The sequence below is a fragment of the Acuticoccus kandeliae genome (assembly GCF_003073115.1).
In genome coordinates, this window is the sequence record NZ_QBBV01000002.1 from 1075336 (window position 1) to 1095731 (window position 20396).

Here is a 20396-nt window from a genome sequence, read left to right on the forward strand (position 1 = left end):
TGGCCTCAGAGGTTCGCGGACTTGGCGGGCCGAGCCTCAGGTCTCGGCCGCCTCTTCCGCGGCTTCCGCCGCCGCGGCCGCTTCGCGCTGGCGCTCGATGCGCCGCACCGCGAGGATCGAGATCTCGTAGAGAATGAGACCCGGAATTGCGAGGCTGATCTGGCTGATCGGATCGGGCGGGGTCAGCACGGCGGCGATGATGAAGGCGATCACGATCGCATATTTGCGCTTCTTGCGAAGGTCCGCCGCGGTCACGAGGCCGGCCCGGCCGAGCAGCGTCAGGATCACCGGCGTCTGGAACACGATGCCGAACGCGAAGATCAGCACCATGATGAGGTTCAGATATTCGCTGGTCCGCGCCAGAAGCTGGATCGAGGCCTGGTCGCCCGTCCCCTGCTGCTCCATCGACAGGAAGAAGCCCATCGCGAGCGGCATCACCACGAAATAGACGAGCGCCGCGCCGAGCGCGAAGAGGATCGGCGTCGCGACCAGGAACGGGCGGAATGCGCCGCGTTCGTTGTGGTAGAGGCCGGGCGCCACGAACATGTAGATCTGCGACGCGATCACCGGGAACGCCAGGAAGAGCGCACCGAAGAGGGCGAGCTTCAGCTGGGTGAAGAAATATTCCTGCGGCGCCGTGTAGATGAATTGGATCTCGCGCAGATTGCCCGCAGCACGCTCGTACGGAATGACGAGAATGTTGAAGATGTCTGACGCGAAATAGAAGCACACCACGAACGCGATCGCGATCGCGATGATGGACTTGATGAGGCGCGACCGCAGCTCGATCAGATGATCGATCAGCGGGGCGCTGGAGGCCTCGATGTCCTCGTGCGTCATCGACGTTCAGCTCCGGCAGCGGCTGCGCGCGGCGAGTCTTCGGTGGCGGCGGCTTCGGGCGTGCTCGTCGGTGCGGCGGGGACCGGCTCTGGCTCCGCCGCGGGCGGCGGAACGGGGGTCGGCGCCGTTTCGGCAACCGGCGCTGCGGCAGCCGGCAATGGGGCGACCGGCGCTTCGGCGACCGGTTCGGGGGCGGCGCTCTTCAGGGGCACCACGTCCGGCTTCTCGTCCTTCGTCGCGCCCGCGCTGGACGTCAGCGACTTCTTGGCGTCGTCGAGGCTCTTGCGCAGGCTCTTCGTCGGGTCGAGGGACTTCGCGGTGTCGAGCGACTTCGTCACCCCCGCCATGTCCTTCTTCACATCGTCGAGGTTGGCCTGACGCTCCGCCTCGCGCAGGGCGTCGTTGAACGTGTTCTGGAATTCGCGGGCCGTCCGTCGGACCTGGCCGAACGTTCTGCCGAAGGCGCGCAGCATGCCCGGCAGTTCCTTCGGCCCCACCACGATGATCGCGATCACCGCGACAACGAGGATCTCCGACCAGGCAATGTCAAACACTCGAGATCGCTCGGGTCAGACGTTGCGGCTTCTCTCAGCATCCTTCGTGTTCACGGTGGATGCCGGGGTATGCTCGATGGTGCGGTTGGCTTCCTTGCGGGCGCTCTCGTCGTCCTCGGCGAGGCCCTTCTTGAAGCTGTTGATCCCCTTGGCGACGTCCCCCATCAGCTCAGAGATCTTGCCGCGTCCGAAGAGCAGGACAAGGATCACACCGATGATGAGGATCTGCCAAACGCTGATACCCATGTCTCACTACCTCTGTTTCATTCTCGTTTGACCGGCACGCTGCGTGTCGATCGGATTTGTTGGGCCTGCGTGTCGCCCCCGCCCGATAGGATCGAAACCCTGACCCGGATGGGTGCCACGACGGCTGAGTGCCACCTATAACGCGCCGAAACGCCCGCGCATATGGCTATTGTTCCCCGTCGAACACGATGGCCTGGCGAAAATCGGCTTGCACGCGGACACCGTCCGCCTGCGGCACCAGGTACGGCTCCGCACGCAACAACAGTGCCATATCATCGACGATCACCGTCAATTCCATATGGGTGCCGAAGAAACGACGTCGCACCACTTTGGCCGGCACGCCGACATCGCGGTCCATCGGGAAAACGCGGATCGCGTCAGGCCGGAAGGCGACCGTCACGGCCTCCCCTTCCCGGTTCGGCCCCACCGGAACGCGCCCGATCGGCGTGACGAGCATCCCGCCCCCCGCCCGGCCGCGGAAAATGTTCAGGCTGGAGAAGACCTTCGCCGCTTCGAGGTCGACCGGCCAGCGCCAGATCTCCTCCGGCGTCGCCGTCTGCACGATGCGCCCGGCCCGCATCAGCGCGATCCGGTCGGCGACCGCGAGCGCCTCCTCCGGGTCGTGCGTCACCATGACCGCCGTCGCTTCCCGTTCGCGCAGGAGCGCGAGCGTGTCCTCGCGCACCGTCGCGCGCAGGCCCCGGTCGAGACCCGAGAAGGGCTCGTCGAAGAGAACGACGCTCGGCGCGGGCAGGAGCGCGCGCACCAGCGCGACGCGCTGCTGCTGGCCGCCGGAGAGCTCGTGCGGATAGGCGCGCTCATATCCGGCGAGGCCGACCTGGGACAGCGCCTCGGAGGCGCGGCGGGCTGCCTCAGAACGCGGCAGCTTGTTCACCCCGTAGGTGACATTTTCCGCAATCCGCATGTGCGGGAAGAGCGCGAGGTCCTGGAAGACGAGGCCGAGCTTGCGCGCCTCCGCCGGGACGAAGTGGCGCGCGTCGGCGACGACATGCCCGCCGACCACCACGCTTCCCTGGTCCTGACGCTCGATTCCGGCGGCGATCCGCAAAAGCGTCGTTTTGCCGCAACCGGACGGGCCGAGCAGGCAGACGATCTCGCGCGGGCGGACCGTGAGGGACACGTCGCTGAGGATCGGCTTGCCGGCGATGGCGAACGAAATGCCGTCCATCGAGAGGGGAACGGCCTCACCCTTGGGACCGGGCTCGCCGTCGTCCTCAGGTCTCCTCGCCGTCATCTGCATCCAACGGGTCCTCATCGGCGTCGAGCGCGTCGTCGTCGCGCGGCAGCGGCACGGAGAAGCCGGCCGGCGGCGTCCCCTCCAGAAGCCCGGCGCCCTTGAGGTCGTCGAGCCCCGGCAGGTCCGTGATCGAGGCGAGCGAAAACGCGTCCAGAAAAGCGGGCGTGGTGCCGAAGGTCACGGGCCGCCCCGGAAGCCGCCGGCGACCCCGCAGGCGGACCCATCCGGTCTCGAGCAGGATATCGAGCGTCCCCTTCGCGACCGCAACCCCACGGATCTCTTCGATCTCGGCGCGCGTGACGGGCTGGTGGTAGGCGATGATGGCGAGCGTCTCCATCGCCGCGCGCGACAGGCGCCGCTCCGCGATCCGCTCGGCCGACATCAGGTCGCTGAGGTCGGGCGCGGTGCGGAAGGCCCACCCGTCCGCGACCTCGACCAGATTGACCCCGCGATTGGCGTAGATCGTCTGGAGCTGGCGCAGACGCCGCGGCAGATCCTCCTCCTCGGGCAGGCGCGCGGACAGCGCCTCCTCGGTGAGGGGCTGGCTCGCGGCGAAGAGCACGGCCTCGAGACGCCTGAGCGCCTCCCCCTGCCCCGGTCCGCCGCCAAAGAGTGTGACGGGTTCAGCCATCGCCGTTCGTTCCTGCGCGGTCGGGGTCGGTCGACCGCAGATAAAGCGGCGCGAAGGGCGCGCTCTGCCGCACCGCGATCTTCCCCTCGCGCGCCATCTCGAGCGCGGCGCCGAAGGTCGAGGCGATCACCGCCTTGCGGCTCTCGTGCGAGGGCATCGCGGCGATCAGCGCTTCGAGCGGCAGCCACTCGGCGTGGCCGCCGACGATGCGCTCCATGATCCGCCGCGCGTCGACGAGGGAGAAGAAGGGCCGCTTCTCCATGGTGGTCTCGCGCACGATCTCGCCCTGACGCACCGTGCCGTACGCGGACAGAAGCTCGTAGAGGGAGCCCTTGTAGTGGACCTCCTGGTGGATCACCGGCGCCTCGGGCGCGCCGCGGGCGAATACGTGGAGGCCGAGCCGGTTGCGCGCGAAGAGCGCGTCGGCGGCCTCGCGCATCGCCTCGAGCCGGCGCAGGCGGAAGGCGAGATCCTCGGCAAGCTCCTCCCCGTCCGCCCCCTCGTCGTCGGGCGCGGGGGCGAGGAGACGGCTCTTCAGGAAGGCGAGCCAGGCGGCCATCACCAGGAAGTCGGCGGCGAGCTCGATCCGCAGATCCTTCGCGCGCTTGATGAAGGCGAGATATTGCTCGGCGAGCGGGAGGATCTGGATCCGCGTCAGATCCACCTGGTTGCGCCGCGCGAGGGCGAGGAGAAGGTCGAGCGGCCCCTCGAACCCGTTGACGTCGACATGCAGCATGTCCTCGTCGCGGATCGGCGTGCGGGGGGGATCCTCGAAATCGTCGACGAGACGGAGCTTCGGTGGCGCGGAGGGGTCCTCCCCGCTCACGCCGGCTCCTCCGTGAGGGCGGAGAACTCCTCGCGCAGTGCCGCGATGTCGCCGGCCGGCGCCTTGTTGCGGCGCGCAAGGACGGCGGCGAGCCGCGTCGCGGCGGATGGCGCCATCGGCGGCAGGCGATCGGCGATGAGGCGCATCTCGTCCATGTCGCCGTTGCAGTGGAGCACGCAGTCGCAGCCCGCCGCGAGCGCCGCCGCGGCATTGTCCGCGAGATCCCCGCCGAGGGCTCCCATGGAAATGTCGTCGCTCATCAACAGCCCGCCGAACCCGATCTCGTTGCGTATGAGCGAGATCACGCGCGGCGACAGCGTCGCGCAGCGCGTCTCGTCGAGGGCGGTGTAACGCACATGCGCCGTCATCGCCATCGGCAGCGCGGACAATGCACGGAAGGGTGCGAAATCGACCTCCAGCGCCTCGCGCGTCGCCTCGACGACGGGGAGCGAGACGTGGCTGTCCACCATCGCGCGGCCGTGCCCCGGAATGTGCTTCACCACCGGGAAGGCGCCGGCTTCGAGCACGCCGTCCGCCACCGCGCCTGCGAGCACCGAGACGGCCTCGGGCGTCGTCCCGTAGGCGCGGTCGCCGATGACGTCGTGGCTGCCGGGGACGGGAACGTCGGCGACCGGCAGGCACGGCGCGTTGATGCCGAGCGGCAGGAGGTCGGAGGCGATCAGCAGGCCGACGAGATGGGCCGCGCGCCGCCCCGCCTCCACGTCGCGCGCATAGAGCCGGCCGATGGTCGCCGCCGGCGGATAGCGGGGCACCAGCGGCGGGCGGATCCGCTGCACGCGGCCGCCCTCCTGGTCGATGAAGACGAGGCCCGCCCCCGAGAGCGCCGCCGCCTCCTCGGTGAGGCGGCTGATCTGCGCGGCGTCGCCGATATTGCGGGCGAAGAGGATGATACCGAGCGGGCGCACATCGCGCAGATAGGCGCGCTCGTCATCGGTCAGGCTCACACCGGCGAGTCCGACAATCAGGGGGGCTGTCATCGTGTCAATTGCGTCCGACAAAGCAATCCGCGCCGGCCGACTTCAGCCGCTGGCAAAGGCTGTTCGCCTCGTTGCGCGACTGCGCCGCGATGCGCACGCGATAGAAGAGCCCGCGCTCGCCGACATCGGCCTGCAGGATCAGCGGCTCGACGCCGCCGAGGAGAGACGGATAGCGCGCCTGGAGGGCGCGGAACGAGGCCTCCGCGTCCGGACGGCTGCGCTGAGAGGAGACCTGCACGCCCCACGGCGCGCTCGCAAGCGGCGCCGCCGAGACGGTGGCGGCCTGCGGCGAGGGCTGGCTGGAGCCGGGACGGACGATGTTGTTGTCGATCGCGGTGACGCGGGTCGGCCGCTCCGGCGCCGTCTCGGCATAGGCCGACGGGCTCGGCGCGGGTTCGCTGCGCTGGGTCGAGACGCTCGCGACCGAGGTGGAGCGCGGCGGCGGCGGGGGCCGGCGCTGCGGGATCTGCACCGCGGTGCCGGTCTCCGGCGTCGCTTCGGCGGCGTCGAGGCCCGGCTCGGTCCCGTCGAGCCCGACCGCCTCGCCTTCCCCGCTCGACGGGAGAAGCGATTCCAGCGTGCTGCCGGGAGAGACGCCCGCCGACGGGGCGGCGCCGATGCTGCTCGCGGCATTGGTCGAGGAGTTCGCGGCAAGCTGCGAGGGCACGTCGCGCACGCCGGGCTCAGCCTCCGGGGCGACGCCGACCGTCGCGGCGTCGGCCGGGTTGCGGGCCTGCTGGGCGCTGCTCGCGGTGCGCGCAGCCTGGCCGCCGCTCCCCATCTGGTCGGCCGACACGAATGTCCCGTCCGGGCGCACCACCACCGTGCGCACCTGGCGCGAGGTGAGGCCGTTGCCGTCGGTGTCGTCGTCATCCTCGTCGGCGGCGGCGTTGTCGATGCGCACGCGGTCCGGCATCACGAGGCGGTCATTGTCGCCGAGCGCGGTGCGCTCCGCGATGTCGGGGCGCGCGTCCGATTCGGTCTCCTCGGCGCGGATCTTCACGTTGCGCGCGTCGGCCTGGATGACGCGCGGCTCGCCGGTCGGCACGGTCGGGCCGCCGAAGAACAGGCCGTAAGCGAGATAGCCGCCGAGCGCGAGGATCATCACCCCGCCGCCCATCGCGGCAAAGCCGAGGAAGCGCGAGTTGCGGCGGTCGCGGCGGCCGGTCTGCGCGGCACGGCTCAGCGAGGGCGGCAGCTCGTCATAGGCGCGCGGGTCGCGGTAGTCGTCGTCCTCGTCCTCGTCATACTCGCCGAGAGTGACGTCGAGTTCCTCGTCGTCCTCGAAGGCGTCGCCCTCGCCGCGCCGCTCCAGCTCCTCGGGGAAGAAGACACCGACGAGCGGGTCGTCCATATCGGGCGGAGCGGTGGGGAACGGCTCGTTCACCTCCTCGCGCCGCTCGAAGCGGAAGGTCGGGATCGGCCGCAGGCGTTTCGCGCCGAGGCCGCCGGGGGATGCGAGCGGCGGAAGGGCGGCGGGCGGCGCCGGCACGGCCTTCGCGCCGTCATCGGCCCGCGCGGCCTTCGCGCTCGGCGCGGCGGGGGCCGGAACCGGGGCGGGCGCGGGCTGGCGGGCCGGAAGCTGGGGCTGCGCCGGGGCGGGCGCGGTGCGCGCAGTCGTCACCGGCACATAGGGCGCGGCCTTCGGGACGGGCGGCAGCAGCTCATCCTCATCAAGGTCCGGGGTCGGCGCGGCGGGAGCGGTCTTCGCCCGGCCGTTCGCGACGATCGCGCTGATGGCGTTGTCGAGTTCCCAGTCGAGCGCGTCGGCCGGCCCCGTGTCGGGCAGCGCGGGAAGCTGCACGGCCTCCGCCTCGTCGGCGGCGGCGCTCTCGGCCGCCCGCTCGCGGGGGCGGATCGGCGCGGGGACGGCCTCGGGCTGCGCACGCTTCGGCCCCGGCTGCTCCTCGGGCGCGAATCGGCTCGTCGGGGTGGTGACGGGACGCGCGGCAGGGGCGCGCGGCGGAAGGGGACGCGTCGCGGGCGCCTCGACGGGGCGCGCCTCGCGCACGGGCGGAGTGGCCTCGGGGCGCGGAGCGATCTCGGCGCGCGGAATGACCCGCGCGGGGATCGCCGCCAGGATCTCGTCCTCGAACGTCTCGTCGCTGTCGTCGTCGTCGTCCTCGGGCTCGGCGAGGACCGGCGGCGCGATCGCGCGCGGCGCGGGCGGCACGATGACGGGTTCGGGCTCGGCTTCAGGCTCGGGCTCGGGTTCGGCGGCGACGGCCGGGCGCGAAAGCTCCTCGTTCAGCCGCCGCGCGAAGGCGTCGCGCCGGGCCGACTTGCCGTGGCTGGAGCTGAAGGCGGCCGCGAGCGTGTCGTCGACATCCTCGTCGGACGCGTCGGCGAAGGTCTCGTCTTCGGTCTCGAAGGGCGGCTCGTCCTCGTCGTACGCGGCGTAGGCCGGGGCGCGCTCGTCGCGCTCCAGCGCCTCGTCATAGAGGGGCGAATCGTCGGTCACGTCCTCGGGACGCTCGTCCTCCGGCGCGTCGTCATAATCGTGTTCGGGATCGCGCGCCTTCGTCCTCGGCGCCGCCCAGCCGACCGGGTCCGCATCGACGAACTGATCCAGCTCATCGAATACGTCGTCCGGTTCGGACGAGCGCCGACCGTCCGCCCCCAACACGGCGGGTCGATCAAACGAGTTGGATCGCGTCGGACCGTTCATGGTTCGCCCGCCACTCAAACATGCACTCCGCTGCGGGGCCCGTTGCGGGCGAGACCACAGATCCTGTGCCGACTATCGCATCTCATCCGGCGCACTGACGCCCAACGCCGAGAGCCCATGGCGCAACACCGCCTGAACAGCCTCGACGAGCGCGAGGCGCGCCCGCGTCAAGTCTCGCGCCTCGGTGTTAACGAACCGTAGCGTGACGTCATCCTTGCCTCTGTTCCATTGCGTATGCAAGGCCGAGGCAAGTTCGTGGAGGTAGAAGGCGACGCGGTGCGGCTCGGCCGCGTCGGCCGCAGACGCCAGCAATTGCGGCCATTGTGCCAGCGTCACGACGAGCGCCCGCTCCCCCGAATCAGTCAGCCGCTCGACGGGCGCACTGGATAGATCCTCCAGAATCGCCGCATCGAACGCCTCCACCGCCTGCCGCTTCACCGAAGCGCACCGGGCGTGGGCGTACTGGACGTAGAAGACGGGGTTGTCCCGGCTCTGCTCGGTCACCTTCGCGAAGTCGAAATCGAGCGGAGCGTCCGACTTGCGGAAGAGCATCATGAAGCGGACCGGATCGGCGCCCACCTCGTCGACGACCTCGCGCAGCGTGACGAAGTCGCCCGACCGCTTCGACATCTTCACCGGCTCGCCGGCCCGGTAGAGCTTCACGAGCTGGCAAAGCAGGCAATCGAGCCGCACCCGGCGGTGGCTGAGCGCCGCGACCGCCGCTGTCATCCGCTTAACATAGCCGCCATGGTCGGCGCCGAGCACGTCGATCAGCCGGTCATAGCCGCGCGTGATCTTGTGGTCGTGATAGGCGATGTCGGAGGCGAAATAGGTGTAGGACCCGTCCGACTTCTTCAGCGCGCGGTCCATGTCGTCGCCATACTCGGTGGAGCGGAAGAGCGTCTGCTCCCGGTCCTCCCAGTCGTCCGCCTGCCCCTTCGGGCGCGGCAGGACGCCCTCATAGATGAGCCCGTCCCCTTCGAGGTGCGCGATCGTCTGGGCGACGATGTCCTCGGGCGCCTGGAGGCTCTTCTCGGAGAAGAAGGTCTCGTGCGTGATGGCGAGCACGGCGAGATCCTCGCGCACCGCGTCCATCATCATCGCGATCGCCGTCTCGCGCACGATCGGCAGCCACACCGCCTCGCTCTCCTCGAGGAGGGCGGACCCGTGCTCGCGCGCCAGCGCCTCGCCGACCGGGACGAGATAGTCGCCAGGATAAAGGCCGGAGGGGATCTCGACCGTCTCGCCGAGCGCCTCGCGATAGCGCAGGAACGCGGAGCGGGCGAGGACGTCGACCTGCGCCCCGGCGTCATTGATATAATATTCGCGCGTCACCTCGTGGCCGCGCAGCTCCAGGATGTTCGCGAGCGCGTCGCCCACCACCGCGCCGCGCGCGTGGCCGACATGGAGCGGCCCGGTCGGGTTCGCCGAGACGTATTCGACATTCACCTTCTGCGGCGCGTCGGTCCGCCCGAGCGCGGTGAAGGCGGCCCCGTCCTGCGCGGCGCGCACGACGCTGGCCACCGCTGCGTTCGAGATCGTCATGTTGACGAAGCCCGGTCCCGCGACGGAGGCGCTCTCCACGAGCGGGCTCTCCGCGATGCGGCGCGCGATCAACTCGCCCAGCTCGCGCGGATTGCGCTTTGCGGCCTTGGCGAGGACCATCGCGGCGTTGGTGGCGAAATCCCCGTGCGTGGGGTCGCGCGGCGTCTCGACGGCGATACGGTCCAGCCCGTCGGTCAGCCCCTCCTCCTGCACGATGGCGGCGACGGCCTGTTTGAGTGTCTCGACGAGATGCATGACGTCCCTTGATCCTGAAGTGGCGCCTCCTTAGCGCCGACCGACGCCAAGCGCGAGGGGGCGAGCCATCCTTCCGCGCAGATCAGCCGAGATCGGGCGTGTTTCCGACGAGGCGGCGGTGCTCCCCGAGCGCGAAGCGGTCGGTCATGCCGGCGATATAGTCGCAGGTGCGGCGCAGGCGCCTCCCCTCGTCGCTGGTGTCGCGCCAGGCCTCGGGCAGGAGCTGCGGGTCGCTCGCGAAGACGGCGAAGAGATCCTCCACCACCTGCCCCGCCTTCACCCGCGCGGCGAGCACGTCCGGATCGCGATAGAGGTCGCGGTGTAGGAGCGTCTTCAGCGCCCGCTCCGAGCGCGCCATCTCCGGCGAGAAGGCGACGAGCGGCCCCGGCTGCGCGGCGACGTCGGCGGCGGTCGCGACGCCGGCGCGCGCGACGCGCCGCACCGTCTCCCCGATCACGTCCTCGATCATGCGGGTGAGCTGGCGGCGCACCAGCTCGTGCGTGCGCCGGGCGGGGTCGAGGCGCGGGGCCTCTCGCTCCACCTCGTCGAGGATGTCGGCGACGAGGCCGACCTCGCGCAGCCCCTCGAAATTGAGGATGCCGGCGCGCAAGCCGTCATCGATGTCGTGCGCGTCGTAGGCGATGTCGTCGGAGATCGCGGCGATCTGCGCCTCGAGACTCGCCTGCGAGACGAGATCGAGGTCGGCAAGCTCCGGATCGCGCAGGAAGGGCGATTCGCTGTCGGCGGCGGGCGGCCCGTTGTGCTTCACGAGGCCTTCGAGCATCTCGTAGGTGAGGTTCAGCCCGTCGAAGTGGGCGTAGCGGCGCTCGAGGCGCGTCACGATGCGGTAGGCCTGGGCGTTGTGGTCGAACCCGCCATAGGGCGCCATCAGGCGGGCGAGCACATTCTCCCCCTCGTGGCCGAACGGGGTGTGGCCGAAATCGTGGCTGAGGGCGAGCGCTTCGGACAGATCCTCGTCGAGCGACAGGACGCGCGCGATCGAGCCCGCGATCTGCGCCACCTCCAGGCTGTGGGTGAGGCGCGAGCGGTAGTGGTCGCCATCGGTGGTGATGAAGACCTGGGTCTTGTGGGTGAGGCGGCGGAAGGCGGCCGAATGGACGATCCGGTCCCGGTCGCGCTGGAAGGGCGTGCGCGTCGCCGACGCGGGTTCCGCCAGGCGCCGGCCGCGGCTCCTGGTCGGGTCGCTCGCATAGGGAGCGAGAAGGCGCGGGGATGGGCGCACGTTTCGCACGAGGATCCCTCTCCTGATTCTGGCGTCGGTCGCAGGCACCCTATATCAAGGGCGTAACACCTTTCTTTGCAGGAGGCGCTATGTCTGACGCATCCTTTCAAGTGACGCCCCGTGCCCTGACCCGAGTGGCGAAGATTCTCGCCGGCGAACACGCCGGCGCGCTGCGCGTTTCGGTCGAGGGGGGCGGATGCTCCGGCTTCCAATATCGCTACGATCTCGTGGAGGGTCCCGAGGGGGACGACCTCGTGATCGCGGGTGACACGGCGACCGTTGTGGTCGACCCGGTCTCCCTCCCCTTCCTCGCCGGGGCCGAGCTCGACTATGTCGACGATCTGATGGGCCAGTCCTTCCAGATCAAGAACCCCAATGCCCAGTCGAGCTGCGGCTGCGGCACGTCCTTCTCGCTTCTCTGATCGGACCCCCGTGCGAATCGCGACCTGGAACATCAACGGCGTCAAAGCGCGCCAGGAAAGCCTGACGCGCTGGCTCGAAGAGGCCGCGCCCGACATCGTGTGCCTGCAGGAGATCAAGTCGCAGGACGAGCAGTTCCCGGCCGAGCCGATCGAGCGGCTCGGCTACAATGTCGCGACGCACGGGCAGAAGGGTTTCAACGGCGTCGCCCTCCTCTCAAAGCGCCCGCTGGAGGATGTGACCATCCGCCTCGACGGTGACGAGGCGGACGAGCACGCCCGCTGGATCGAGGCGACGGTGTCGACCGAGACGGGTGCGGTGCGGGTGGTGAGTCTGTACCTCCCGAACGGCAACCCGATCGACACGCCTAAATTCCCCTACAAGTTGAGCTGGATGGACCGGATGCTCGCCCGCGCCGAGGCGCTGCTTGCGACCGACGAGCCGATCATCCTCGCGGGGGACTATAACGTCATCCCCGAGCCCATCGACGCGCGCCATCCGGACCGCTGGGTCGACGACGCGTTGTTCCAGCCGGAAAGCCGAAACCGCCACCGCGCGCTCGTCAATCTCGGCTACATCGATGCGCAGCGCGCGGTCAGCGCGGCGGACGGGATCTACACCTTCTGGGACTACCAGGCCGGCGCCTGGCAGAAGAATAACGGCATCCGGATTGATCACGTGATGCTGTCACCGGTGGCAGCGGACCGCCTCGTCACGGTGGATGTCCACAAGCACACGCGCGGCTGGGAGAAGCCGTCCGACCATGTGCCGGTGGTGGTGGCGCTCGACGTCTGAGCGCGCGACCCGGCCGGCGGCCGGACTATCCCCGCTCTTCACCGGCTGCACAATTTTGCGCCAGTGGATGACGCGTCGCGGGAAATTGCCTCAAGACAACGAAAAGGGCCGCTTTCGCGGCCCTCCGTGGAAATTTGGCGGACGTGGCCGTCCGGCAAACCCCGATCAGTCAGCGAAGCCCCAGAGGCTGCCCCAAAGTTCACATCCTGATCCAGACGCCGACGTCCGCTCAGAAATCCCACTCGACATTGGATCACCTCCTTTCGCTGTGTTGAACACACTCAGGATGGTGACATGATTCGATCTGAATGCAAGTCTCGTGCCTGATAGTTGTCCACTTCGACGCAAGCCCCGCGACGGCGCCGGCCGGATCCGTGGCTGATCCGCCACAACGGGCGGCCCGGACAGGCGCCGCCAGCCCTCATTCCCCGACCGCCGCCTCCAGCGCGAGACCGACGGCGAGAAGGTCGCGATCGGTGTCGGCGAGACCGTCGATCTCGAGGCCGACTGCAAGGCCCTCGGGCGTTGGATCGATGGGCAGCGTGAGACCCGGCACGCCGAGAAGGCTGCCGGGATCGGTGTTGCGGATGAAGGTCAGGAAGGTCGGCACCTTCTCTCCGTTCAGCATCACGAACTCGTCCGAGCCCTCGATCGGCTGCGCCTCGAGCGGGGTCGTCGGGAAGACGATCGCCGCGAGCGAATTCTCCTCGAAAAGGGTTGCGTAAGCCTTTTGCATCGCCGGGCGGATCGTGTTGACCGCCTCGCGATAGCCCTCCTCCGGCACGCCCTTGTCGCCCATGACCGCGTTGTCGAACACGGCCTTCACGTCCGGGCTCGCGATCGCGGCGACGATCGCCTCCAGCGTCCGGTTCGGGACGTTCTCGCTGAGGAAGGCGGCAAGGTCACGCTTCACCTCGTAAAGCGCGATCGGGAAGCCCGCCTCCCCGCTCATGCGCAGGATCTCGCCCATCTCGACGGGGACGAGGGTGACGCCCGCCTCTTCCAGCGTCGCGAGGGCGTCGTCGAAGGAGGCCTTCACGCCGGGCGACAGATTGTCGGTCATCTCCTTCGGCACGCCGAGGCGCACGGTGGAGAGGTCCACCGGCGTCAGCGCCGCGTCCGCGCCGGTGATCACTGCGTCGAGGAGGGCGACGTCGGCGACGGTGCGCGCGATCGGGCCGGCCGTGTCGCGCGTCGCCGAGATCGGCACGATGCCGGCGCCGGGATAACGCCCCGTTGTCGGCCGCAAGCCGGCAAGGCCGTTGAGCGCGGCCGGAATGCGCACCGAGCCGCCCGTGTCGGTGCCGAGCCCCGCCTCGGCCATGCCCGCAGCGATCGCCGCCGCGGTGCCGCCGGAGGAGCCGCCGGCGAACCGGTCCGGCGCCAGCGCGTTGCCGACGGGTCCGTAGGCGACGTTGTTGGAGGTGATGCCGAAGGCGAGCTCGTGCATGTTGGCCTTGCCGATCAGCACCGCCCCCGCGTCGAGGAGAGCCTTCGCGACCGGCGCCGTCTTGTTCGGCACGAACGCGTCGAGGCCGGGCGTCCCGGCGGTGGTGCGCAGGCCCGAGACGGTGATGTTGTCCTTGATGACGATCGGCACGCCCGCGAGCGGGCCCGCCGCGCCGCTGGCGGCGATGCGGGCATCGATGGCCTTCGCCGCGGCGAGCGCCCCGCTCTTGTCGAGCGTGATGAGGGCGTTGAGGCCCGCCTTCTCCTCAGCGCGCGCGAGATAGGCCTCGGTGACCTCCTGCGCGCTCACCTGACGGTCCGTGATCGCGCCGACCGTCTCCGTCGCCGTCATCGCCGTCGGATCGGCCGCATGCACCGGCGCCGCCGCAAGTGCGACGCTAAGCAGCGCAGCCGTCGTGCTCCATCCATGCACACCCATCTGAAGCCCTCCCCGATTCTCTTTCCCCACATATGGATCATATCGGCGGAAGGGACACAGGGGCGTGACGGTGGGGACGCCTCAATCCGACGCGACCTCCGCCTTGGGCGGCAGCGGAAAGAGGCCGGGAAGCGCGGCCGCGAGCGCCCGGTCGCCGTCCACCGACAGCGCACCCGAGGCTTCGAGATCCGCGAGCGGGACGCCGCCATAGAGGAGCCCGACGACCGCTTCAGGCGCCCCCGTCAGCACCACGTCCGCAAGGTCGAGGTCGCCATGGTCGACGTCGATCCCCGCCCCGCTGATGCGGGCGAGGAAGCGGTCGTGACCGACCGCGAAGCCGACGCGGGCGTCGACCCCCGTCGCGGCGGCGCGCCCGGCATCGAACATCGTGCGCAGCGACAGGAGGAGCGAGGCCGACGAGAAGGGCATCGTCGGGTCGTGCCAGGGCGAGCGGGCGGCCCACCGTCCAAGCTCGCGCAGGATGGGCTCGGCCTGATAGCCCCAGGCCGTCAGCGCGTAGACCTTCGAGGCGGCCGGCGGCGGCAGCTCGCGCCGCTCGACGACGCCGATCCCCTCCAGCCCGTGGAGGCGGCGCGTCAGGATGTTGGCGCTGATCCCCGGCAGGTTCGCGCGCAGGTCGCTGAAACGTTTCGGCCCCGTCATCAATTCACGCATCACGAGGAGCGCCCAGCGCTCGCCCACGAGGTCGAGCGCGTGCGCCGCCGCGCATGCGTCATTGTACCGCCGCCTGTCGTCCGTATCCGTATCGGGCCTCATAGTTAGTTTTTGTAACTTCCTAGTTGCTTTTAGTGACACCTTGCGCCAAGTGAGGCAAGCAAACGCGGAGGAACCTCATGGCACGGATGATCTTCGTTAATTTACCCGTTGGCGATCTCGGTAAGGCAACCGCCTTCTACGAGGCGATCGGCTTCACCAAGGATGACCGCTTTTCCGACGAGACGGCGTCCGGCATGGTGCTCACCGACATCATCCACGTGATGCTCCTGACGCACGAGAAGTTCGCAAGCTTCACGCCAAAGACGGTGGTGGACGCGAAGACGAGCACCGAAGTGCTCCTGTGCCTCTCCACCGACAGCCGCGAAGAGGTCGACGCCCTCATCGCCACGGCCGAGGCCGCCGGCGGCGTCGCGGATCCGGGACCGGTACAGGATTACGGCTTCATGTACGGCCGCAGCTTCGAGGATCCCGACGGTCACATCTGGGAGATCATGTGGATGAACGTCGAGGCGTTCCTCGCCGAGATGCCCCAGAACAACTCCGCGGCCTGAGCCTCGGATCACCCAAGGAGAGACGCTCATGAACTATGTTGATGGTTTCCTCGTGCCGGTGCCGACGGCCAAGCGCGAGGCCTATCTCGCGGTCGCCCAGAAGGCCGCCAAGATCTTCAAGAAGCACGGCGCGCTCAGCGTCGTCGAGGCCTGGGGCGACGACGTGCCGGAGGGCGAGGTCACGTCCTTCACGATGGCGGTCAAGCGCAAGGACGACGAGACGGTCGTCTTCTCCTGGATCACGTGGCCGGACAAGGCGACGCGCGACAAGGGGATGAAGGCCTCGATGGAGGATTTCGAGGCCGGCGAGATGCCCGAAATGCCCTTCGACGGGAAGCGGATGGTGTTCGGCGGCTTCCAGGCGATCGTCGAGGAATAGGGCCGCCGGCGGGGCGTCGGGGTCCTGCCCCGCACCCCGTCCGATCACATTCCGTAACAGCCGCATTTTCCTCTTGCCGAGCGCATCGAGGCGTACAATTTTCCTACTTCACGGCGATCCCCGCCGTGAAGTCCGCGGACCACTTCCGCGCTAGGACAACGCCAATGGCTGGCAAACCTCAGAAGACCAACCCGCCGAAGAAGCCGTCTCCGCAGAGCAACCAGAAGCCCAAATCCTAAGGGCATCTCTGGCAGAAATGCCTCCTCTTGCGGAGAGCGATCGGTAGGGTCGCCCACCCGGGGGATTGCCTCGCGCGCCGGACGAAGGATTGCCCTCCTTCGTTCGGCGCCTTTTCGTGGGCGGCGCCGCGACGCCGCCCGAAATAGGACGATCATCTCCTCCACTTGATCGTGCATCCCGCCGCGGGATGCTGCACCGCCGGCCCCTCCCCCTCGTCCGCAATGGCGCGCATGGCCTCGAGCAGCTCACGCGGCGCATCCTGGCGCAGGTGCCCCGTTCCCCCCTCGTCGAGCCGGCCGCGGTAAAGAATCCGGCCCGCGTGGTCGAGCCCGAAGAATTCGGGCGTGACGCGGGCGTCATAGGCGCGCGCCACCACCTGGCTCTCGTCCTGCAGATAGGGGAAAGGCAGGTCGTAGCTTTCGGCGAAGACCTTCATCCGATCGAAGGAATCCTGCGGCACCTGTAGTGCATCGTTTGCGCAGATCGCGACGAAGCCGACACCCTCGTCGGCAAGGGCCGCCGCATCGGCGACGACGCGGCGGATGGCCGACACGACGTAGGGACAATGGTTGCAGATGAAGGCGACGACGACCCCGTTCTCCCCCATCACGTCCGAGAGGGAGATCTCGCGCCCGTCCACCGCGGGGAGCGTGAAGTCGGGCGCGGAGGCGCCAAGGCCGGTTTCGGAAGACGACATGGGATGAGTTCTCCTCAGGTCGCGGCCGTTTCTGGGGTCAATTGACCCAAGGCCGTCGCATTTGGGGCATCGACACTGTACTTAGCAATGATCAGTGCGAGGGTGAGAATGGCAGACAAGGATCTCTTCAGCGACCGTCACGAGCCCGGCCGCAAGGCCGACACGCGCCAGTCGCGGCCCCAGTCGAAGCAGTCCCGAGCCAACGCACGCGCCGCCGTCGCCCCCACACCAGGCCCGCACGATTCCGGCGAGGCGGGCTACACCGCCGCCGACATCGAGGTTCTCGAGGGGCTGGAGCCCGTCCGCCGCAGGCCGGGCATGTATATCGGCGGCACCGACCAGCGCGCGCTCCACCACCTCTTCGCCGAAGTCCTCGACAACTCGATGGACGAGGCGGTCGCCGGCCACGCCTCCTTCATCGAGGTCCGCTTCGAGGAAGGCCGCATCACCGTGATCGACAACGGGCGCGGCATCCCGGTCGAGCCGCACCCGCGCTTTCCGGACAAGTCCGCCCTCGAAGTCATCATGACGACGCTCCACGCGGGCGGTAAGTTCGATTCCAAGGCCTACGAGGCCTCTGGCGGCCTCCACGGTGTCGGCGTCTCCGTCGTCAACGCGCTGTCGGAGGAGCTCGTCGTCGAGGTCGCGCGCGGGCGCAAGCTCTACCGCCAGAGCTTCTGCCGCGGCATCCCCGACGGGCCGCTCGAGGAAGTGGGCGCGGCGCCGAACCGGCGCGGCACGACCACCTCCTTCCGGCCCGACCCGCTGATCTTCAAGGACCTGAAGTTCGATCCGAAGCGCCTCTTCGCCCAGACGCGCGCGAAGGCCTATCTCTTCGCCAATGTCGAGCTGCGCTGGCGCGCCGACCCCGCCCTCCTCACCGGCGAGAACGCGCCGCCCGCCGAAGCGACCTTCCGCTTCCCCGGCGGCCTCGCCGACTTCCTGACGAGCGAGATCTCCGGCCGCCCGAAGGTGACGGACGCGATCTTCGCCGGCCGCGCCGGCGAGGCGGGCCGCCGCGGGGCGGTCGAGTGGGCGGTCGGCTTCGTGCCGGTCGACGAGTTCACCCGCTCCTACTGCAACACGATCCCGACGCCAGAGGGCGGCACCCACGAGCAGGGGCTGCGCAGCGCCCTCTACAAGGCGGTGAAGGCCCACGGCGAGCGCATCGGCAACAAGAAGATCGCCCAGGTCACCGCCGACGACGTGATGGCGACGGCCGCCGCCGTCCTCTCCGTCTTCGTGCGTGAGCCCGAATTCGTCGGCCAGACCAAGGACAAGCTCTCCACCACCGAGGCGACGCGCCAGGTGGAGGGAGCGCTGCGGGAAAGCTTCGAGGAGTGGCTCGCCCAGGATCCGGCGCGCGCCGGCCTCGTCATCGACGCGATTGTCGACAAGTGCGACGAGCGCCTGCGCCGCCGCGCGGAGAAGGACGTCGCCCGCCGGTCCGCGACGCGCAAGACGCGCCTGCCCGGCAAGCTCGCCGACTGCACCCAGTCCCAGCCGGGCGGCACCGAGATCTTCATCGTTGAGGGCGACTCGGCCGGCGGCTCTGCGAAGCAGGCCCGCGCCCGCGCGACCCAGGCCGTGCTGCCGCTGCGCGGCAAGATCCTCAACGTCGCCAATGCCGGGCGCGACAAGGTGATGGCGAACCAGCAGCTCTCCGACCTCGTGCTCGCCCTCGGGTGCGGCGTGCGCAAGGAGTTCGATGTCGGCAAGCTCCGCTATGAGCGCGTCATCATCATGACCGACGCCGACGTCGACGGCGCGCATATCGCCTCGCTCCTCATCACCTTCTTCTTCCGCGAGATGCCGGGCCTCATCGAGTCCGGCCACCTCTTCCTCGCCGTCCCGCCCCTCTACAAGCTCACCCAGGGCACCAAGACGCTCTACGCACGGGACGATGCGCACCGCGAGCAGCTCCTGGCGACGGAGTTCAACCGCGAGAAGAAGATGGAGATCGGCCGCTTCAAGGGCCTCGGCGAGATGATGCCGGCGCAGTTGAAGGAGACGACGATGGACCCGGCGACCCGCACGCTCCTGCGCGTCGTGATCGCCTCCGAGCCAGACGTCACCCGCACCACCATCGAACGCCTGATGGGAAACAAACCAGAAGCACGATTCGCATTCATTCAGGAAAATGCGGCCTTCGCTTCCGCCGACGCGCTCGATATCTAAGGTAGGCATCCACTCTGTTTCTGAGTGTCAGTAAAAGGCACCCACTATATCAAGCGCGGGTTTGAACCCGCGCCGACCAGCCAAGCGCCTGACTTGGAAGGAATTTTGATCGAAATCAATTTGCCCCGCCAATCTGTATGATTGTTGGCCAATCATGACATTCGGTCGCCACATGTTTCCGAATTTCAGCGTTGACCTTGAGGGCAAGTGCATTGCTTGATACACGCAGGTTGTGAAAATTTGCAAAAGGCTGAATGTGACCCATGGCTAGTTCGCCTGACGCCAAACCGTTCGTGTTTCCCGCTGTTTACGACTACCGCGCTGCCATGGGATCGGTGATCCGGCATCTCAAGGAACACCCCGAGCTGAAGCCCGCCTTCGACAAGGCGAAAGCTGTCCCGCGGACCTTCGCAAACAGCGCCTTTTACGAAGTCACCCAGCGCTGCAACCTCTTCTGCGAGGGTTGCTATTATTTCGAGGGCGACAAGCCCCGCGACCTGCCCGAACAGAACGACATCGCGCGCTGGGAAGATTTCTTTCGCGGCGAGCGCGATCGCGGCGTGACGATGGGCTACTTCCTCGGCGCCGAGCCGTCGATGGAGCCCAAGCGCCTGGTCGCCGGTGCGAAATATATCCCGCACGGCAATGTCGGCACCAACGGCACGAAGAAGATCCCCAACGAGGTCCCCTTCCGCATCCAGATCTCCATCTGGGGCGACGAGGCGACCGACAAGAAACTCCGCGGCGGCGCCGTCTTCCGCAAGGCGCTGAAGAATTATGCCGGCGACCCGCGCGCCCTCGCCCTCTTCACGTTCAATCCGTACAACGTGAAGCACGCGCGGCAGATCACTGAGATGTGCGCCGATGCCGGCCTGCCCATCACGTTCAACATTTTCTCGCCGACCACCACCTATCTCGACAAGCTTCGGCAGTTCATGCCGAACGACAAGAAGTTCTTCCGCATCAGCGATGCGGAGAGCAACATGTTGATGAGCACGGATGACCTCATGAACATCCGTGATACGGCGTCAGAGCTGCTTGCCGACTTCCCGGACACGGTCATCTATTGCGAGGCCTACAACCGCCTCGCGACCAGCGGCAGGCGGATGTTCGAGCTCGACCCGGAGACGGGCCTCGCGGAAGGCTGCCGCAACCGCCTCAAGGGCACCGAGACCGGCTTTTCGGGCTATTACAGCCCGGACTTGCAGAAACAGAACGTCAAGTGCTGTACGCCGGACGTGGATTGTAGCGAGTGCCGCATCTATGGTGCCGGGTGGTCCACCCTCCTCGCACCCCCTGCGGAGCTCGTTCAGACCGTCGACGGTCTCAAAGACTGGATCGAGGCGATGAACACGCTCGCTCGGATTTTCATCTACGATCATCAGAAAGAAGAGATGGCTGGTGAGTATGCAAGCCGACCAGAGTCCGTCTACGCCGAAGCCTGAC

Annotated in this window: 19 protein-coding genes; 6 read left to right on the top strand and 13 right to left on the bottom strand. The window is 68.4% G+C overall.

The features are described 5' to 3' along the window. Positions 1–36: 36 nt before the first annotated feature. From tatC to DBV35_RS17780, 10 genes are all read right to left on the bottom strand, one after another. The gene (gene tatC, locus DBV35_RS17735) at positions 37–840 is read right to left on the bottom strand and encodes a twin-arginine translocase subunit TatC (RefSeq protein ID WP_108661629.1); all 804 of its coding nucleotides are present in this window, start codon (positions 838–840) and stop codon (positions 37–39) included. Then, entirely contained in the window at positions 837–1394 is a 558-nt protein-coding gene (gene tatB, locus DBV35_RS17740) for a Sec-independent protein translocase protein TatB (RefSeq protein WP_108661630.1), read from the bottom strand. The genes tatC and tatB overlap by 4 nt, the downstream gene beginning before the upstream one ends. 15 nt (positions 1395–1409) lie before the next feature. Then, positions 1410–1640 (bottom strand): twin-arginine translocase TatA/TatE family subunit, encoded by a 231-nt coding sequence (locus DBV35_RS17745; RefSeq protein WP_108661631.1) that lies wholly within the window; start codon positions 1638–1640, stop codon positions 1410–1412. 166 nt (positions 1641–1806) lie between these two features. Continuing rightward, positions 1807–2901, bottom strand: coding sequence for an ABC transporter ATP-binding protein (locus tag DBV35_RS17750; protein ID WP_157961824.1), 1095 nt, complete (start codon positions 2899–2901; stop codon positions 1807–1809). Continuing rightward, on the bottom strand, positions 2876–3529 hold the full coding sequence (scpB, locus tag DBV35_RS17755) for an SMC-Scp complex subunit ScpB (RefSeq protein ID WP_108661633.1): 654 nt from the start codon (positions 3527–3529) through the stop codon (positions 2876–2878). Before scpB ends, DBV35_RS17750 begins: the two co-directional genes overlap by 26 nt. After that, positions 3522–4355, bottom strand: a complete 834-nt coding sequence (locus DBV35_RS17760) for a segregation and condensation protein A (RefSeq protein ID WP_245943973.1) — start codon at positions 4353–4355, stop codon at positions 3522–3524. Before DBV35_RS17760 ends, scpB begins: the two co-directional genes overlap by 8 nt. Further along, a complete protein-coding gene (gene nagZ, locus DBV35_RS17765; RefSeq protein ID WP_108661634.1) occupies positions 4352–5353 on the bottom strand; it encodes a beta-N-acetylhexosaminidase in 1002 nt (333 codons plus the stop codon). The genes DBV35_RS17760 and nagZ overlap by 4 nt, the downstream gene beginning before the upstream one ends. 4 nt (positions 5354–5357) lie before the next feature. Next, positions 5358–7979 (bottom strand): SPOR domain-containing protein, encoded by a 2622-nt coding sequence (locus DBV35_RS17770; RefSeq protein ID WP_157961825.1) that lies wholly within the window; start codon positions 7977–7979, stop codon positions 5358–5360. Between the two features lie 114 nt (positions 7980–8093). Beyond that, positions 8094–9821 (bottom strand): arginine--tRNA ligase, encoded by a 1728-nt coding sequence (gene argS, locus DBV35_RS17775; RefSeq protein ID WP_108661636.1) that lies wholly within the window; start codon positions 9819–9821, stop codon positions 8094–8096. A gap of 82 nt (positions 9822–9903) precedes the next feature. After that, complete coding sequence (locus DBV35_RS17780; protein WP_211100009.1) at positions 9904–11079, bottom strand: deoxyguanosinetriphosphate triphosphohydrolase; 1176 nt, start codon at positions 11077–11079, stop codon at positions 9904–9906. Between the two features lie 74 nt (positions 11080–11153). Here DBV35_RS17780 and DBV35_RS17785 point away from each other — a divergent pair, with 74 nt between their 5' ends. Then, positions 11154–11486, top strand: a complete 333-nt coding sequence (locus DBV35_RS17785) for a HesB/IscA family protein (protein ID WP_108661638.1) — start codon at positions 11154–11156, stop codon at positions 11484–11486. After that, complete coding sequence (xth, locus tag DBV35_RS17790) at positions 11440–12279, top strand: exodeoxyribonuclease III (RefSeq protein WP_211099997.1); 840 nt, start codon at positions 11440–11442, stop codon at positions 12277–12279. The genes DBV35_RS17785 and xth overlap by 47 nt, the downstream gene beginning before the upstream one ends. Positions 12280–12700: 421 nt before the next feature. Here the strand turns inward: xth and iaaH are convergent, their stop codons facing one another. Further along, complete coding sequence (gene iaaH, locus DBV35_RS17795; RefSeq protein ID WP_342752377.1) at positions 12701–14104, bottom strand: indoleacetamide hydrolase; 1404 nt, start codon at positions 14102–14104, stop codon at positions 12701–12703. Positions 14105–14248: 144 nt separating this feature from the next. Beyond that, a complete protein-coding gene (locus DBV35_RS17800) occupies positions 14249–14944 on the bottom strand; it encodes a winged helix-turn-helix transcriptional regulator (RefSeq protein WP_108661641.1) in 696 nt (231 codons plus the stop codon). A 77-nt stretch (positions 14945–15021) separates the two neighbouring features. On the opposite strand from DBV35_RS17800, the gene DBV35_RS17805 reads away from it, so the two are divergent. Together DBV35_RS17805 and DBV35_RS17810 are read left to right on the top strand one after the other, a co-directional pair. Continuing rightward, positions 15022–15456, top strand: coding sequence for a VOC family protein (locus tag DBV35_RS17805; protein ID WP_108661642.1), 435 nt, complete (start codon positions 15022–15024; stop codon positions 15454–15456). 28 nt (positions 15457–15484) lie between these two features. Beyond that, positions 15485–15835, top strand: a complete 351-nt coding sequence (locus tag DBV35_RS17810) for a DUF1428 domain-containing protein (protein WP_108661643.1) — start codon at positions 15485–15487, stop codon at positions 15833–15835. Between the two features lie 391 nt (positions 15836–16226). Here the strand turns inward: DBV35_RS17810 and DBV35_RS17815 are convergent, their stop codons facing one another. After that, entirely contained in the window at positions 16227–16772 is a 546-nt protein-coding gene (locus DBV35_RS17815) for a thioredoxin family protein (RefSeq protein WP_108661644.1), read from the bottom strand. Positions 16773–16880: 108 nt separating this feature from the next. Between DBV35_RS17815 and parE the strand changes: the two genes are divergently transcribed. Together parE and DBV35_RS17825 are read left to right on the top strand one after the other, a co-directional pair. Next, positions 16881–18950 carry a DNA topoisomerase IV subunit B gene (gene parE / locus DBV35_RS17820; RefSeq protein WP_108661645.1) on the top strand — a complete coding sequence of 690 codons (2070 nt, stop codon included), beginning with the start codon at positions 16881–16883 and terminating at the stop codon, positions 18948–18950. Positions 18951–19213: 263 nt separating this feature from the next. Next, complete coding sequence (locus tag DBV35_RS17825; protein ID WP_157961826.1) at positions 19214–20395, top strand: radical SAM protein; 1182 nt, start codon at positions 19214–19216, stop codon at positions 20393–20395. Position 20396: the final 1 nt, after the last annotated feature.

What these genes read in the sequence shown, in the direction of transcription:
- nagZ (WP_108661634.1), bottom strand. Translation starts at nt 5,353, where the DNA reads ATGACAGCCCCCCTGATTGTCGGACTCGCCGGTGTGAGCCTGACCGAT.
- DBV35_RS17750 (WP_157961824.1), bottom strand. Translation starts at nt 2,901, where the DNA reads ATGCAGATGACGGCGAGGAGACCTGAGGACGACGGCGAGCCCGGTCCC.
- tatC (WP_108661629.1), bottom strand. Translation starts at nt 840, where the DNA reads ATGACGCACGAGGACATCGAGGCCTCCAGCGCCCCGCTGATCGATCAT.
- scpB (WP_108661633.1), bottom strand. Translation starts at nt 3,529, where the DNA reads ATGGCTGAACCCGTCACACTCTTTGGCGGCGGACCGGGGCAGGGGGAG.
- DBV35_RS17825 (WP_157961826.1), top strand. Translation starts at nt 19,214, where the DNA reads ATGGCTAGTTCGCCTGACGCCAAACCGTTCGTGTTTCCCGCTGTTTAC.
- DBV35_RS17810 (WP_108661643.1), top strand. Translation starts at nt 15,485, where the DNA reads ATGAACTATGTTGATGGTTTCCTCGTGCCGGTGCCGACGGCCAAGCGC.
- DBV35_RS17815 (WP_108661644.1), bottom strand. Translation starts at nt 16,772, where the DNA reads ATGTCGTCTTCCGAAACCGGCCTTGGCGCCTCCGCGCCCGACTTCACG.
- parE (WP_108661645.1), top strand. Translation starts at nt 16,881, where the DNA reads ATGGCAGACAAGGATCTCTTCAGCGACCGTCACGAGCCCGGCCGCAAG.
- DBV35_RS17800 (WP_108661641.1), bottom strand. Translation starts at nt 14,944, where the DNA reads ATGAGGCCCGATACGGATACGGACGACAGGCGGCGGTACAATGACGCA.
- xth (WP_211099997.1), top strand. Translation starts at nt 11,440, where the DNA reads ATGCCCAGTCGAGCTGCGGCTGCGGCACGTCCTTCTCGCTTCTCTGAT.
- argS (WP_108661636.1), bottom strand. Translation starts at nt 9,821, where the DNA reads ATGCATCTCGTCGAGACACTCAAACAGGCCGTCGCCGCCATCGTGCAG.
- DBV35_RS17785 (WP_108661638.1), top strand. Translation starts at nt 11,154, where the DNA reads ATGTCTGACGCATCCTTTCAAGTGACGCCCCGTGCCCTGACCCGAGTG.
- DBV35_RS17805 (WP_108661642.1), top strand. Translation starts at nt 15,022, where the DNA reads ATGGCACGGATGATCTTCGTTAATTTACCCGTTGGCGATCTCGGTAAG.
- DBV35_RS17745 (WP_108661631.1), bottom strand. Translation starts at nt 1,640, where the DNA reads ATGGGTATCAGCGTTTGGCAGATCCTCATCATCGGTGTGATCCTTGTC.